The following is a 14,689-nucleotide window of genomic DNA, read 5'->3' as shown; positions in this document are numbered from 1 at the left end:
TGCTGCCGCCCGGCTTGTTTTCCGGAAATTCGACCGATGCCGCGGCACCGGAAACATGATTACGAATTGAGCACCAAGTCGAAAACCCTTGCAAAGCGCAAAGCTTCCTGCGCGGGCAGAAGCCACCCGCGAACAGGATCATCTCTTCCGGAAGAGCTATTCCCGGCTTTCCGGATTCACCATTCTTCGATGACGGGTTCGGCATCCCATGCGGTCAGCGGAGCCTCGGACCAGGGGCCATAGCTGGCATTGGGCAGGACAATCCATTCGGCACCCCATTTCGCCGCTTCCTCGGCCACAGTCGCCTTCTGATCTTCCAGTGGCGTCTTGCGGAAACGTCCGTCGAAATCGTGCAGCGTATCGCCGATCAACAGGACGATCTGGTGATCCGCACTGATGATATCGCGCCGCTCGACCTTGGGCGGGCCAAGAAGCAGCACCGATTCCGGGCTGACCTGCGGCAGGCCAAGCTCGGTCAATGTGGCGATCGTATGCTCTTTCTGTTCATCCGACCGGTCCGAGACATAGCGGATCGTCACGCCAAGGCTATCCGCATGATCCAGAAACTCCTTGGACCCCGGGATCAGCGTCGGCTTGCCGTCACGCTCCCACGGAAGCCAGGTGTCCCAGGCGTCGTACATATGGCAATCGTTCAGATCGCGGGCCAGAAGCGGAGTGTTGTCGATCACCGTTTCATCCAGATCGGTCACCACGGCCAGTTTCGATGGATCCTCGGCGCCCTCGACCGCGGAATCCAGCCGTTCAGTCGCGATATTATAGGCCTGCAATTGCAATGCCCGCACCTCGGCCGATTGCTGCTGATAGCGCAGGCCCATGGTGAATTCGGCCACCGGGCAGTCCGCAGGTTCCGCGCCCGCGTCCTGTGCGACAGCGCCCTGGGCCGTGAATGCCAGAAAGGCACAGGTCAGCATAAGTTTCTTCATGTTGTTCCCCTGTTGGTGCTGGTCTTCCGATAACCATTGTAAATATTGATTGATTAGTCAATCAATATTGCTCACCGAAACAACGCCGCTTCTTCGCGACACGGGGCGCCGTCAGGAAGAGCTATCCGAAATCGCGATCCAGCGGCCAGAGAGGTCGTGGAACGCGGGTATAGGAACGGCGATCAACGCAAGGCGTCGCGAGGGCGCCCGAATCGCATATGATGACCCGGTCCGCGATCGGCTCAAAGGCGGCGCGGAAATGTTGCATTGATTTCAGCGCCAATACGCGCCGCTCCGTCGGCTCGATCCCAAAGGCGCGCAATTGCTGCAGATCGACCATCTGTTGTGCCTCGGACACGATCAGAACCTCGACGCCGCCAAGATCGATCACCGCGACCGGACCGAATGTATGCGCAAGCCCGCCCTGAATTGGCCCGTCGCCGATATAATTCCCATCCGACAGCCTGCGGATCGTCCCGGTTACCGTCAGCGGCGCGCCTCCGAATTGCGGATCGCCCTTGCCTCCGATGGTGACGGTCACGGTTTCCCCTTCACGATGGGAATGAAGTTCCGCCGCCGCCCCGGGATCGATCATCGGCGCGAAAACGGCAGCTTCGAGACCGGCATCCAGCAGGCCCTTTAACAGTGCGGTCGCGTCGCCATAGGCGCCCGCGCCGGGATTATCGGCATAATCCGCAATGACCAGTGGGCCGTTCGCCCCGTCATGGGCCAGCGCCTCGGCGCAGGCATCGTGCACCTCCAGAAAGTCGCGGTCATTCCGGTCACGGCCGTTCCAGATCGCCGTGGCGAGTTCTTCGGTTATCGCCTGCGCCGCCGCCTCCGCCGCAGGATCGCCGCTGTCATAGGTGGCCAGCACGGTCGGCCCGACGCAAAAGACATCCGCCCCGGTGAACGCGGCATTGACGGACACCGCCAGCAGCCCGTCGGCCTCTGCTTCGCGCGCACGCTTATAGAGCGCAAGGGTTTCGGGAATATCCGTCCGGCCGGAATTCGCCTCGTCCAGCATCGGAACATGGCTGCGTATCGTCCGCGGCGCGATCTGGCCTTTCATCGCCCTGTCGAGAAGCCGGGCGGCATGTGCGCCGGTCTCGCGCATATCCACATGCGGATAGGTCTTGTACGAAACCAGGATCTGCGCATCGCGCGCCATATCCGCGGATACCATCGCGTGCAGATCCAGCGTGACGGCGATGGGGATTTCCGAACCCAGCTCTGCCCGCAGCAGTCCAAGCAGATAACCTTCGCCATCCTGACAGAACTCGGGCACCATCGCGCCATGCAGGCCCAGAAGCACCCCGTCGATTTCTTCGCGATGCCGCCGCGCGGTCTTTAGAATGACGTCGGCAATGTGATCGAACGCAGCCCGCGCCACCTGCCCCCCCGGGACCGCATGGGCCGAGATACTGTGCAGCAAGGACCAGCCGGACGCATCCGCCACATCCATGAAACCGGCCAGTTCGGTATTCGCCTGCCGCCGCGCGCGTATCGCGTCGTCTCCGTAAAGCAACGTATCCGCACCGAATTGCGGCAGGTCGGTGCGGTAGCGCGAAAACGTGTTGCTTTCATGCATGAATTCGGCGCTGAGGACAGTTGGTTTCATAGGCATTCGAGCTTCTCTGATCTGCCGGCCGTCATGGTCCGGCCTGCGCAGATTATGCCTGTGATCTTGATGCCGGCAAGGGCCGAAGCGGATGGCCGCATAATCCGGCGCGGGCGACAAGCTTCCTTTCACGCCGGAACTTGCGACCAAACCCGCTCAGCTAGCCATCAGCATCATCCGGATGCAGACCATGCTCACGAAGCCAGCGTTCCGCCTGCGCATCGATATCAGCCGGCAGGCGGTGAGGAGGCAGCAGCGACCATTCCCAGAACGGATAACTCAGCCGCCGAGGCCGCGCCTCTGACAGCGTCGGGCCTTCGTAACCCAGCAGAAAATTCCGCATCTGCCCCAGCAATCGCGCAGGCTGGGATTCCAGTCGGCTGACATAGGGACCGACCTTGAATTTTCCCTTTCGCGCAGGGCTCCGGCTGTCTGTCAGTTCGATCACCGCCGGGCCGCGGCGTGAACTTTGCGCTATCGCGTCGTAAAAGTTCTTCTGTTTGAATTCGATATAGTGGCCGGAATGAATGAACAGCCTGCCCCGACGCCAGGAATAGATCGCCTTCAGGGCCTTGTTGCAACGTATCGGAGCAGGGCGGCGCCAGAACAGGAATATGGAGGGCAGGCCAAGAAAAACGCCCAAGTAGAATACATAATCCCAAATTTTATCCTTAGCCCGTGCAAGAAAATATTCTTGCGGCGTCACATCCGGACCGCATATCGGAAAATAATCAGCCCCTTCTTTGCAGGCCTCATAGGTATTGCTCATTAATTCGTTTTTACCCCATAAAACACCCTGCCCTAACAGTCCCAAAAAGCGATCATGGGTCAAGGGGCTGGTCATGATAAACCAGATCAGGACCCCGATCCCTATAATGGCCAAAGAACCGAAGACGATTTTCATCTTGCCGAAATAGGGCTTCAAATCCACACTATCCGGCCCAGACCATGCCGAGCCTTCCACAAGATAACGAGGATCGTCGTCCCGATTGGTTGACATCAGGGATTCTCCAAAATTTCACTATTTAAAAACACATGCAAGCCCGCTTCCCTGCTACCAAACCCGCTCAGCTAGCCGTCAGCATCGTCCGGATGCAGACCATGCTCACGAAGCCAGCGTTCCGCCTGCGCATCGATATCAGCCGGCAGGCGGTGAGGAGGCAGCAGCGACCATTCCCAGAACGGATAACTCAGCCGCCGAGGCCGCGCCTCTGACAGCGTCGGGCCTTCGTAACCCAGCAGAAAATTCCGCATCTGCCCCAGCAATCGCGCAGGCTGGGATTCCAGTCGGCTGACATAAGGACCGACCTTGAATTTTCCCTTTCGCGCAGGGCTCCGGCTGTCTGTCAGTTCGATCACCGCCGGGCCGCGACGTGAACTTTGCGCTATCGCGTCGTAAAAGTTCTTCTGTTTGAATTCGATATAGTGGCCGGAATGAATGAACAGCCTGCCCCGACGCCAGGAATAGATCGCCTTAAGCGCTTTGTTGCAACGTATCGGAGCGGGGCGGCGCCAGAACAGGAATATGGAGGGCAGGCCAAGAAGCACCATCGAGTAGAGTAAAACTCCCACGATTTCCTGCTTGATCATGGCAAGCATGAATTCTTGTTTTGTAACTTCGGGGCCACATACCGGAAAGAAATCAGCCCATGTCCGACAACTTTCATAGGTGTGACTCATTAATTCGTTCTCTCCCCAAAAAATACCCTCTCCCAATAATCCAAGAAAATTATCTTGGGTCAGAGGGCTGGTGATAACAAACCAAATATGGACCCCGATCCCTATAATGGCCAAAGAACCGAAGACGATCTTCATCTTGCCGAAATAGGGCTTCAAATCCACACTATCCGGCCCAGACCATGCCGAGCCTTCCACAAGATAACGAGGATCGTCCTCCCGATTGGTTGACATCAGGGATTCTCCAACATTTCGACGGTTTTCAACTCCATGCCGGTTCGCTTTCCTGTGACGGTCGCGGTTACCCTGACCGGTTTTGCCGTCGCGATTTGATCCGTCAAGGTGATGCGTATGGTATTCGCCCCGGGTATTGCGGTCTTGGCCGTGCGTAAATCACGCCAATAGGTGCTGAACTGCGGCCCCGACATTTCCTGTTCGACCTTGATGGATATCGCATCCGCGCCCATTTCGGTAATGGCTTCGCTGCGCACAAGGAAACTGCCGTCTCCGCTTTCAAGGTTAACAATTTCGGGTGCCCAGCCGAATTCCGCGAAACGGGCAACTTCTTCCTTAAAATGATCTTTGATCTCGCCCGGCAGGCCACGAGCGGTTTCAATCTGTGCGCTGAAACTTGAGCGTTGCCGGTCCCCCCAATACGGCACAGCCCACCCCCAGAAACTCAACCGAACGACATCTTCCATCGGTGTATAGGTTCCCAGCGTGAACAGGAAGCCGATAAACAGCAGAACGCCCCCTACCAATGCGGCGACCCAGCCAAACCCCGGGAACAACAGCAGGCCGCCGATCAGCATGGCGATGTTCCCGACGATCTCGTTATTATCCTGCCTTTCATAGCCCCGATAAGCGCCAGCAAGGGCAACCACGGATCCGACCGCCACGCTCACCCGTGGCAGCCAATACCCGACTGCGCGCCCGATTGCGCCTTGCGTCGGTTTGGCGATATCGACAAGCGCATTTCTGTTGGCCGCCCCTTCGTATAAGGTCGACAATGCTTCCGAAGAGATCTGGGACACCGTATGCCGGGTCGCGCGAAACTTGGTGTAGGTCGAGTTGAGCGCTTCCGCCATGCCGACCGCAGCCACACCAAGCTTGAAGTCGTTCCTTGCGGCAAAGCTTGTAAGCAGCCCCCGTTCGATCAATTCAGGGGTCTGGGCTTTGGCGCTTGCCTTTGTCGTCTCTACCAATGCCCAGGTGGCCAGAAACAACCCGAAGCCCGCACTGGTCATATCGGCCATTGCGATCCGGCGATGGGCGTCAATTCCTCCGACGAAACTTGCCGTCGTATTCGTCTCGATGAACGGAATATCGGCGGTCTGGCCTGCATCGATGACTCTTCGGGTGGCCAATACACCTCCGCCATGGTCAAGCGCGCCGGATACGTTGCTTGCCCGGTAGGAGGTCTGATCAAGATTGCCGGTGACGAATTTGACGGCATCTTCAAGGTTCATGGATCTTCGCGAAAATCTTAGCGCCTCTGATCCGTTGCGCTTGTATCCCGCATCCAGCGCGGCTTCCCAGCTTTCGATTGACTGGGTGCCCGCGGACAATTCCTGTGCAAGTTCTACCCCGATGGCCTCGAAGACGATCTGGAAGGAATATTGCTTTTGCTTGTACAGCTCGAAGGGTCGCTTGCTGACACCGTTCCAAAGGCTCCGGAACTTTCCAAGCCATGCCCGGAGTGACTGGCCCGCAGTCTCGATATCGCCGCCCAGACCCCCGCGTATCGCGCCCGATCCCTGCGCGGTGAAGCAAAGCGTCTCGACCGCACGTCCAAGGAGCACGCTGTAATATTCAAGCGCATCGAGATCACCGGCTTCGGCCTCCTGACTGCCCAGGGCAAGATGTTTGCCAAGCTGATGATCGGCCTCGTTGCCGATCATGTTCTGCGCGGCCCGCACAGTATCCCTGGTCTGAATGACCAGAGCATCCAGAATGCTGCGCAATCCCAGATAAGATGCCTGCCAATCTTCGCGCAGGGCGAATTTGTTGAACACATTCAGCAATCCGTCACGCTTGGGCAGAACCGTCTCCAATTGCTCGCAAAAGGCGCCGATCGTCAGCGGATAGGTGTTCTCCGAGCTGAAACGCGTCTGGTGATCATTCAGCAATTCAAGCCGGTAGCGCAGCTCGGCGATATCGCCCATCGGATCGAACAGGGCCGCCATCGCCACGCATTGCTCGGACTGGGCATTCTGGCTGATGGGAAAGTTCTGACGCGGCTCGAAACCGGTCTGCGACAGGTTGAGCCGCGCCTTCACGACCATATTGCGCCCCGATTCCGGTTTGAATTCTTCCACCAGCTCAGGGGCTTCACCAATATATGCCGCCCATTGGTTCTGGCCGCGCAGGTCGATCTTCTGCATGATCTGCGAACGGAACGCCTGACCGTGGCCCTTCTCGAAAAAGACCGGGGGCCAGCGATATTCGCTATAGGCGATCCAGACCGTGCTAGCCCATCGGGGAACCCAGCAATAGGGATGCCGCTCGCCGCTATAGGTCCAGTCTCCGCGTCCGTAATTATCGGTCCATTCATATTTGGAAAACATGAACTGGCCGGCATTTCGCGTATCCGTTCCTTCCGGGGCGACATCGGAATTGACATCCTCGGACGCCGTGCTGTGCCGGAACACATACCATCTGCCGTCGCGCGCCGTGGCATCTTCCCGATCCTCGGGGGATTCGATGAAGATATAGACATAGCCCTGGCGCAGCGTTCTGATGATTGAACTGCCCGGATTGCTGATCGAACTGGGTGGGACGACATTGCCAAGATCGAAGGGCTGCTGGGAGAACCGCACAGGAAAGATCGGGATCAGGCCGGGCGTACAATGCCAGGCATCGGCTTCGGCATCCGCATTGGCGGAAAAATTACCGTGTTCAGACATGACGTTCCCCCTCATTTTGCACTAGTTTCAACAATTCCCCCGCACGATGCGTATCGCTTAGGGTATGGGTCGCACGGGCCGCATCCAACGCAAGCAAATCCGTCTCTTTCCACCCGCGCCGCTCGTTCAGCCACAAGGTTTCCATGTAGCGTGCAACCGCCCGCTCACTGCGATAGCCACGGGTACGGGCGCGCAGATAGAACAGCGCAAGCCGTTCCTGTCCCGGTGCCTGTCCATGGGTTTCTTGCAAATGATCCCGAACCTTCGCCAGGAACCGCAGGCGAATCCGTGTACGACAGAACCAGCGGAACTCTTGCGTAAACCCGTCAGGGGGAACTGTCCGATCAGGGCGCAGTGTGGCCATCTGCCATCGATCTTGCTGAAGGCGGCACAATACGGCGCTGAAAGGGCTCAGGAAACCGCGCGGCAAAGCCCGCAGATCCGTCGAGCAGAGATAGGCCCGGAAATGCGACGACCAGAAACGCAGGAACATCCAGCGCCCTGTCTCGTCCCTGAACTTTGTATAGCGGCGGAAATGGCTTCGAATACTGTCGAAATCGGCAGTGCTGCGCAGGAAAAGACACGCGTCCAGATCATACAGATTGATCCAGTCCGCCTCGGTCCGGCGCGTGCTGAACAATCTGCGCAGGAAGCTTTCATGCCCGGAAAACTCAACAAGATATGGCGAGACATCTGCCAGAGACTCGGCCGCCTCTCCCTTGAACAGATTGTTGTGGTGCAGGCCGGATGAGGCAAGCCGCTCGGGCAGGCCCGGACAAGCGGCAGCATCGATCACGGCATAAAGGCTTTCCCCCTGCCCGGTCTCTGTTTTCAACCCGGCAAGGAATGCCTCTTCCAGTCCGGCAGGAACGGTTGCGTCATTGCCGATGCTTCCTTTGCCGGCGAAGGGTGGGATCCTGCCCAGATCGCGGACTCTCACCGCCCCCTGGGGATCGTGTGAAAAAACCTCTCCTGTATCGTGCCTGACCAAGGCAACCGGATGCTCTGGCGAAAGCCGCAGCAGGGGCTCGGTCAGTTCCGCCGGAATGTCTGTCCTGTTGTCCAGCACCATGTTGGCAGAAACGAGTCGTCCGGAAGAAACGATCCGGCCCAATCCGGGAAACGCGTCGGCCAATTGCGCTTCGATCGCGGCTGGCCTTGATGCCAGTATCGCGACCGAGCAGTCGATGGGAACGGAAATCTGGTCTGACTGCAGCCTGACCGGACCAAGGAAGATATCCTTCATGATTGTGGCTCATAGGATAATTAAGAAATATGGTGGCGTTCACCCTGAAAATAGGGATCGAGAATTGCGATCCCGTCTATGACCACATGGTCTTTGAAACTCGTACTGCTTCGTTCAGTATTTTGCAACGACACAACTCAAAAGCGAGAAAACCATGAATGAGTCAACGGAGTTATGACCGGTGATCGCATGCAGCCATCCGCATCACGACAGCCTCTCTGCCTTCGTCACTCTGGTTCCGATAAGCGATCATTATCGAAGATATTGACGAGGCCCGGGAAGCTTGGGCATGATCACCGCCATGACCCTGCCCATCGCCCCCTTTCACCTCTCTTCCGCCGACGAGGCCGCTTTGGCCGATCTTTACAGGCGCGGCACGCCCCAGAACACGTTGCGCGCGTGGGAACGGGATCTGGCCTATATTACGGCGTGGAAGCAGGCCGCCTTTAACGCGCCGCTGGATTGGCCGGAAAGTGAAAATGTCGCCTTGCGCTTCGTGCTTGATCACGCCGTTGACCTGAATGACGCGCAGGGTCCGGCGCGTGAGGTTGCCGAAGCCCTGATCGGGGCCGGATTGCGCCGCAGCCTGTCCTGCCCGGCACCCGCAACGCTGGACCGGCGCATTGCAAGCTGGCGCGCATTCCACAGGATGAAGAATCTCGCCAGCCCGTTTGAAGCGCCGCTGGTCGCGCAGGCCCGTGGGCGGGCTCGCCGCGCTGCAGCCCGGCCACGCCTGCGCAAATCCGAACATCCCATCACCCGCGATGTGCTGGAAGCGATGTTGGCCAGTTGCGATCACAGTCATCGGGGGTTGCGGGACCGGGCGGCGTTGATGCTGGGCTGGGGCTCGGGCGGGCGCAGGCGGTCCGAGATCGTGGCCTTGAATCGCGACGATATCGATAACGAGGAATTCGAGGATCGCGGGTTGCTGCGCATCCGTCTGCTGTCAACCAAAACCACGGGCAAGAACGCCGCCCCGCGTTTGCCGCTGAAGGGGCGTGCCGCGCGCGCCGTGATGGCCTGGATCACCGCCGCGAGAATCGACAACGGCCCGTTATTCCGGCCCATCAGCCTGTCCGACCGCCCCCTGCCGCGCCGCCTGACGCCCGAAGGTTTCAGCGAAATCATCCGCCACCGCCTTGAACGCGCGGGCTATCCTCCCGGCTTCGCCTCTGCCCATGGGCTGCGCGCCGGTTTCCTGACGCAGGCCGCCCTTGACGGAGCGCCCCTGCCCGCCGCCATGCAGCTTTCCCTCCACCGGTCTGCCAATCAGGCCCAACAATATTACGCAGATGTCGAAATCGCGGAAAATCCCGCAACGGATTTGCTGGACTGAGAATCATGCGTCTCTGTTGCCCATCGCGGCCTCCCTGCTCCGGCATCGGCAAAAAGGCATCCGCTGAACCCAAACCTGCCCGCTCAGCGATCCGGCTGCGCGGGTAACGCGACGACCGCCAGAAGACCACGACCCTCCGCCCCTCCGGACAATGTCAGCCTGCCGCCGAACAGATTGGCGATTTCCTCGACCACAGGCAGACCCAACCCCATGCCTGCGCCGATGGCCCGGCCTCGGAAAAAGCGGCTGATCACGGCCGCATGGGCATCGGATGGGATGCCGGGGCCGTTATCCTCGACCTCCAGCAGGACAAGATTGTCGTCGCGCCGTACACGTATGGTCACGACCGTATCGCGGCCACCATGCAGAATGGCGTTCGAGATCAGGTTGCGCAGCGCCTCGCCCAACAGGATCGGATTGGCATGAACCGACAAGGCTTCGGCACCTTCGAAGCCCAGATCAATGCCGGCTTCGGCGGCGGCGGGGATATGCTCGGCCGTCAGGTCGCGCGCCAGCGCGGTCAGGTCGACAAGTGCGCTGTCGGGCCCCGCTCCGGCCGCCCCGTCCACCCTTGCCAGCAGAAGAAGCTGCGCCAGCACGCGCTCGGCATGGCCGACCGCGGCATCACCTTTCTGCGCGGCCTGTTGCGCCTCGGACAAGCTCGATGCGCGTGCCATCAAGGCAAGCTGGGTGCGCACCACGGAAAGCGGCGTACGCAACTGATGCCCCGCATTGCCAGTGAAATTGCGCAACCCGTCCATCGACGATTTCAGTCGCCGCATGAAGGAATTGATCGTCTGGACCAGGCTGCGGACCTCTGACGGCACATGTGTTTCGATCGGGCTCATATCGGCCGGGTTACGTTCGGCGATGGCATCGCTTAGACGGTAAAGCGGCCGCAGCGACACGGTGACGGCGATCCAGACGATGGCGGCGGCGCCCAATATCATGGCCAAAAGCCGAAGCGCGGAACGGATCATGATGGCCCGCGTCAGCTCCTGCCGGGCAATGGTGGTTTCCGCAAGGGTAACGGTAAAGGGAATCTCATCGATGCCGGTCGAGGCCGCGCCGGAAACGCTGGCCACGCGAACGGGCGCGCTGCGAAATGTGGCGTCCGCGAAAGCCGGCCCCTGACCTTTGGCATGCGCCACGGGCAGATCGTCATAACCCGTGACCAGATGGCCGGGCGGACCGTCGACCCGGTAGAACACGCGATCCTGCGCGGCCGAACTGAGCATTTCGAGCGCCCCATAAGGGATTTCGATCGCGATCGTCCCCTCTTCGTCCAATGAGACACGCTCGGCGATGATCATGGCCGATCCGACCAGCAGGCGGTCGGCCAGCGCATTCGCCATGCGGACCGATTCGCGCCAGGTATCGATCAAGGCGCCCACGCCAAGAACTGCAGTCGCAACCAAAAGCCAGACCAGCAGCCTGCGCCGAAGCGAGAAGGATTCCCCTGCGGGCCATGGCAGTTTCATTCGTGAACCCGGTCAAGGAAATAGCCGATGCCCCGCGCCGTGCGGACAGTCAGCCCCAGTTCGGCCAACCGCTTGCGCAATCGGCTGACATATTGTTCGACCGCATTAGAGGACAGATCCGCATCAAGCGTCGTCAAGGAGGCAATGATCGATTCGCGCGCCACCACCTTGCCTGCGCGCAGCATCAGCAGTTCCAGCAGATCGCGCTCGCGGGTCGGCAATTCCAGCGGCAGGCCCGAGGCCGAGAAGCTGCGGGCATTCAGATCGAATTCGAGCGGGCCGAAACTGACGACAGAACTGCGCAACCCGGCCTGCCTGCGAAGAATCGACCTGATACGCGCTTCGAACTCGCCGATATCGAAGGGTTTGATCAGATAATCATCGGCGCCCAGATCCAACCCCCGGACCCGTTCTTCCGGGCTGCCACGAGCGGTCAGGATCATCACCGGCGCCGAATTTCGCCGCGCCCGCATTTTGCGCAGCACATCAAGCCCGTCCATTTTCGGCAGGTTCAGGTCCAGAATGACCAGATCGAAATCCACCGCCGCCGCCAGCGTCTCGGCCGTGGCGCCGTCCTGAACCATATCCACGGCATAACCGGACTGACGCAACAACGCAGCCAGGCTTTCGGCCAAGGACAGATTATCCTCCACAAGCAAGATGCGCATGGCTCATTCCCCCCGGCATGGAATCTAACCTTCGCCGTCAGGCTTGTGAACGGGTTATGGCTGTTTCAATATTCCGCCCATGCGGTTACCTGTTTCACGCCTGTTTGCCCCGATGATCGCCGTCATCATCCTGTCGCTGTCCGGGACCGCGCGGGCCGAGCTTGCGGAATTTCCCGCACCCTCCGACCAGGCCGAGGGATCAGTGAGGATCTATTCCTCGCTTGATATCGAACTTGCCCAACCTCTGATCAGGGCGTTTCAGGCCAGGCACCCTCAGATGAGCGTCCAATACGAAACCTTGCTGACGGAGGAGGTGCATGACCGGATCGTCGCTGAAAGCGAGGCGGGCACCGGTACGGCGGATTTCGCTTTCTCTTCGGCGATGGACCTTCAGGTGAAACTGGCCAATGACGGTTTTGCCCGGCCTGTCAGAACGCCCGACACGGCTGGTTGGCCGAATTGGGCAAATTGGCGCGACACGGCCTATGCGCTGACATATGAACCCGCAGTCTTTGCCTATCACAAGCCCAGTTTCGCCGGACAGGAATTGCCGACCACCCGCGCGGGACTGCTGCGCTGGATGGCTGAACATCCCGCTCAGGCGCAAGGCCGGATCGGCACCTATGACGTCGCACGTTCGGGTGTGGGCTACCTGTTCATGGCACGCGATCAGGATCTGTACCCGGATATCTGGTCGGTCGTGTCCGCAATGGGCAGGGCAGGCGTAAAGCAATACCCGACCTCGGCCGAAATCCTGCGGCGTATTGCCGATGGCGAACTGGTCCTGGGCTATAATCTGCTGGGCTCCTATGTGGCCGAATTCGCGCGCAAACATCCCGAGAAGGTTGGCCTGATCCTGCCGCGCGACTTCACGGTCGTCGTCTCGCGCATCGGACTTGTCCCCACAGCGGCACGCTCACCCCATGCAGGAGAGACATTCCTTGCCTTCCTGATGTCGCCCGAGGGTCAGATGCTGCTGTCGCGCACATTGCGGCTATCCGCCGTCAGCCTGGAGGTTGCGGGCCAGACCGGTCCGGCCGGCGGAATGCAGGAGCTGGCAGGGCTGCGGCTGAAGCCGGTCCCGGTCAGCCCGGGATTGCTGGCATATCTTGATCAGGCCACGCGGGCGCGTTTACTGAAACGATGGAACGACGCCCTGCGGGGCGATTGACCGCAATCTCCCGATTCATGAAAAAAACTGTTCCGATGTCAGGTGGATGACAGCTTTCTATGCTGGAATAACGCGCGGAACGGGTCATGACGCAATAAACCCTTCCTTAAGGTTGCAGCGTTTTGGGAGAGACGCAGCGTTCAGACCGACAATAACAATCAGCACCGGGGCGAAGCTGCAATCCCGGACTCGACGGAGGAATATCATGAAGACTTTTATACTGGCCAGCCTGTTTGCGGGTGCAATGGCGCTGCCTGCGGCGGCCGATTACACAATTATCGCGCCCGCCAATCCCGGGGGCGGCTGGGATCAGACCGCGCGCGCGATGCAGACAGTCATGCAGGAGGAAGGGATCTCGCCTTCGGCGCAGGTCCAGAACGTGCCGGGCGCAGGCGGCACCATCGGGCTGGCGCAATTCGCAAGCCAGAACCGGGGCAACCCCGATGCGCTGATCGTTGGCGGTTATGTCATGGTCGGCGCGATCCTGACCAACAATTCGCCCGTCACCCTGCAGGACGTCACCCCGATCGCACGGCTCACCGGGGAATATGAGGCCATCGTCGTTCCCGCCGCCTCGCCCATCCAATCGATCGAGGATCTGATCGAGCAGTTGAAGGCCGATCCCGGCTCGGTCAGCTGGGCCGGGGGTTCGGCCGGAGGGGCAGACCATATCGCGGTCGGGCTGATCGCCAAGGCCACGGAAGTCGATCCGACGACGATCAATTACATCGCCTATTCGGGTGGCGGCGAAGCGCTTGCAGCGATTCTGGGCAATCAGGTGACGGCGGGAATCTCGTCCCTGGGTGAGTTCGAGGCGCAAATCGAGGCGGGAACGCTGCGGCTTCTGGCGACCTCGGCCCCGGAACCCATCGAGGGCGTGGATGCGCCGACCCTGAAAGAGGCCGGGCTGGATGTCGTGCTGGAGAACTGGCGCATGGTGGCCGCCGCTCCGGACCTGACGGATGAGCAGAAAGCGAAGGTTTCAGCCGATATCGAGGCTATGGTGACCTCTGACAGCTGGCAGAAACAACTGTCCGACAAAGGCTGGGCCGACACTTATCTGGCCGGCGAGGAATTCGACGCCCAGCTGGAAAGCGACATCACCGCGACCGATGCGGTGCTCAGGGATATCGGTCTGATCAAATGAGACCCGCAACGCAGAACAGGAAGCGCAGCCGGGATACGGCTGCGCTTTTCATCGCGGCCGGCCTTGTCGTCCTTGGGTTGGTGATAATCTGGGACAGCGCACGGCTTGCCGATCTGGGCGGCTATTCCGGGCTGGGTCCGGCCAGCATGCCGCGTGTCGTGGGCTTTTGCCTGATCTTGCTGGCATTGTGGACGGCGACCGCCGCGTTGCGCGGCGAATTTCCCGAGCGCCCCCCGCAGCAGGCGGCGCCGGTCCTGTGGATCGTCGCGGGGCTTGCCGCGCAGATGCTGCTGCTGCACGCAGCCGGCTTTTCAATCGCAACGGGAATTCTGTTCGCCTTCACCGCAAGAGGCTTCGGCAAGCGGAACCTGGCAATGACGATTCCGATCGGCATCGTGCTGTCCTTCGCGGTCTGGTGCGTATTCTCGCAACTTCTGATGCTGCATCTGCCCGCCGGGCCGGTCGAGCAGCTGATCTTCCCAAGAGGTTAGC

At 60.0% G+C, this 14,689-nt stretch carries 12 protein-coding genes; 4 read left to right on the top strand and 8 right to left on the bottom strand.

The features are described 5' to 3' along the window. Positions 1–176 precede the first annotated feature (176 nt). The 6 genes from Q0601_RS02645 to Q0601_RS02620 form a co-directional block, all read right to left on the bottom strand. Positions 177–944: a 5'-nucleotidase, lipoprotein e(P4) family gene (locus tag Q0601_RS02645; RefSeq protein ID WP_305286850.1), complete on the bottom strand. Its 768-nt coding sequence runs from the start codon at positions 942–944 to the stop codon at positions 177–179. A 121-nt stretch (positions 945–1,065) separates the two neighbouring features. After that, positions 1,066–2,565, bottom strand: a complete 1,500-nt coding sequence (locus Q0601_RS02640) for a M81 family metallopeptidase (protein WP_305286848.1) — start codon at positions 2,563–2,565, stop codon at positions 1,066–1,068. A gap of 160 nt (positions 2,566–2,725) precedes the next feature. Then, positions 2,726–3,565: a hypothetical protein gene (locus Q0601_RS02635; RefSeq protein ID WP_305286846.1), complete on the bottom strand. Its 840-nt coding sequence runs from the start codon at positions 3,563–3,565 to the stop codon at positions 2,726–2,728. 71 nt (positions 3,566–3,636) lie between these two features. Continuing rightward, positions 3,637–4,476: a hypothetical protein gene (locus Q0601_RS02630; protein ID WP_305286843.1), complete on the bottom strand. Its 840-nt coding sequence runs from the start codon at positions 4,474–4,476 to the stop codon at positions 3,637–3,639. After that, positions 4,476–7,148, bottom strand: a complete 2,673-nt coding sequence (locus tag Q0601_RS02625) for a toxin VasX (RefSeq protein WP_305286841.1) — start codon at positions 7,146–7,148, stop codon at positions 4,476–4,478. Before Q0601_RS02625 ends, Q0601_RS02630 begins: the two co-directional genes overlap by 1 nt. After that, positions 7,141–8,394 (bottom strand): DUF4123 domain-containing protein, encoded by a 1,254-nt coding sequence (locus Q0601_RS02620; RefSeq protein ID WP_305286839.1) that lies wholly within the window; start codon positions 8,392–8,394, stop codon positions 7,141–7,143. The genes Q0601_RS02625 and Q0601_RS02620 overlap by 8 nt, the downstream gene beginning before the upstream one ends. Before the next feature lie 289 nt (positions 8,395–8,683). On the opposite strand from Q0601_RS02620, the gene Q0601_RS02615 reads away from it, so the two are divergent. Continuing rightward, complete coding sequence (locus Q0601_RS02615) at positions 8,684–9,730, top strand: tyrosine-type recombinase/integrase (protein ID WP_305286837.1); 1,047 nt, start codon at positions 8,684–8,686, stop codon at positions 9,728–9,730. Between the two features lie 83 nt (positions 9,731–9,813). On the opposite strand, the gene Q0601_RS02610 is transcribed toward Q0601_RS02615, so the two are convergent. Together Q0601_RS02610 and Q0601_RS02605 are read right to left on the bottom strand one after the other, a co-directional pair. Beyond that, a complete protein-coding gene (locus tag Q0601_RS02610; protein ID WP_305286835.1) occupies positions 9,814–11,211 on the bottom strand; it encodes a sensor histidine kinase in 1,398 nt (465 codons plus the stop codon). Then, a complete protein-coding gene (locus Q0601_RS02605; RefSeq protein WP_305286833.1) occupies positions 11,208–11,879 on the bottom strand; it encodes a response regulator transcription factor in 672 nt (223 codons plus the stop codon). The genes Q0601_RS02610 and Q0601_RS02605 overlap by 4 nt, the downstream gene beginning before the upstream one ends. 79 nt (positions 11,880–11,958) lie before the next feature. On the opposite strand from Q0601_RS02605, the gene Q0601_RS02600 reads away from it, so the two are divergent. From Q0601_RS02600 to Q0601_RS02590, 3 genes are all read left to right on the top strand, one after another. After that, positions 11,959–13,050: an ABC transporter substrate-binding protein gene (locus Q0601_RS02600; protein WP_305286831.1), complete on the top strand. Its 1,092-nt coding sequence runs from the start codon at positions 11,959–11,961 to the stop codon at positions 13,048–13,050. 205 nt (positions 13,051–13,255) lie between these two features. Continuing rightward, a complete protein-coding gene (locus Q0601_RS02595) occupies positions 13,256–14,197 on the top strand; it encodes a Bug family tripartite tricarboxylate transporter substrate binding protein (protein ID WP_305286829.1) in 942 nt (313 codons plus the stop codon). Then, positions 14,194–14,688, top strand: coding sequence for a tripartite tricarboxylate transporter TctB family protein (locus Q0601_RS02590; RefSeq protein WP_305286827.1), 495 nt, complete (start codon positions 14,194–14,196; stop codon positions 14,686–14,688). The genes Q0601_RS02595 and Q0601_RS02590 overlap by 4 nt, the downstream gene beginning before the upstream one ends. The last annotated feature ends 1 nt before the right edge of the window (position 14,689 follow it).

Origin of the sequence: Paracoccus wurundjeri, assembly GCF_030678915.1 — a bacterium.
Taxonomy (GTDB): domain Bacteria; phylum Pseudomonadota; class Alphaproteobacteria; order Rhodobacterales; family Rhodobacteraceae; genus Paracoccus; species Paracoccus onubensis_A.
This window is presented reverse-complemented; position numbering and strand designations above follow the sequence as displayed.

Bases quoted from the DNA above. Each gene is read 5' to 3' on its own strand.
- Q0601_RS02640 (WP_305286848.1), bottom strand. From the start codon at position 2,565: ATGAAACCAACTGTCCTCAGCGCCGAATTCATGCATGAAAGCAACACG.
- Q0601_RS02645 (WP_305286850.1), bottom strand. From the start codon at position 944: ATGAAGAAACTTATGCTGACCTGTGCCTTTCTGGCATTCACGGCCCAG.
- Q0601_RS02635 (WP_305286846.1), bottom strand. From the start codon at position 3,565: ATGTCAACCAATCGGGACGACGATCCTCGTTATCTTGTGGAAGGCTCG.
- Q0601_RS02605 (WP_305286833.1), bottom strand. From the start codon at position 11,879: ATGCGCATCTTGCTTGTGGAGGATAATCTGTCCTTGGCCGAAAGCCTG.
- Q0601_RS02600 (WP_305286831.1), top strand. From the start codon at position 11,959: ATGCGGTTACCTGTTTCACGCCTGTTTGCCCCGATGATCGCCGTCATC.
- Q0601_RS02630 (WP_305286843.1), bottom strand. From the start codon at position 4,476: ATGTCAACCAATCGGGAGGACGATCCTCGTTATCTTGTGGAAGGCTCG.
- Q0601_RS02615 (WP_305286837.1), top strand. From the start codon at position 8,684: ATGATCACCGCCATGACCCTGCCCATCGCCCCCTTTCACCTCTCTTCC.
- Q0601_RS02625 (WP_305286841.1), bottom strand. From the start codon at position 7,148: ATGTCTGAACACGGTAATTTTTCCGCCAATGCGGATGCCGAAGCCGAT.
- Q0601_RS02590 (WP_305286827.1), top strand. From the start codon at position 14,194: ATGAGACCCGCAACGCAGAACAGGAAGCGCAGCCGGGATACGGCTGCG.
- Q0601_RS02595 (WP_305286829.1), top strand. From the start codon at position 13,256: ATGAAGACTTTTATACTGGCCAGCCTGTTTGCGGGTGCAATGGCGCTG.
- Q0601_RS02620 (WP_305286839.1), bottom strand. From the start codon at position 8,394: ATGAAGGATATCTTCCTTGGTCCGGTCAGGCTGCAGTCAGACCAGATT.
- Q0601_RS02610 (WP_305286835.1), bottom strand. From the start codon at position 11,211: ATGAAACTGCCATGGCCCGCAGGGGAATCCTTCTCGCTTCGGCGCAGG.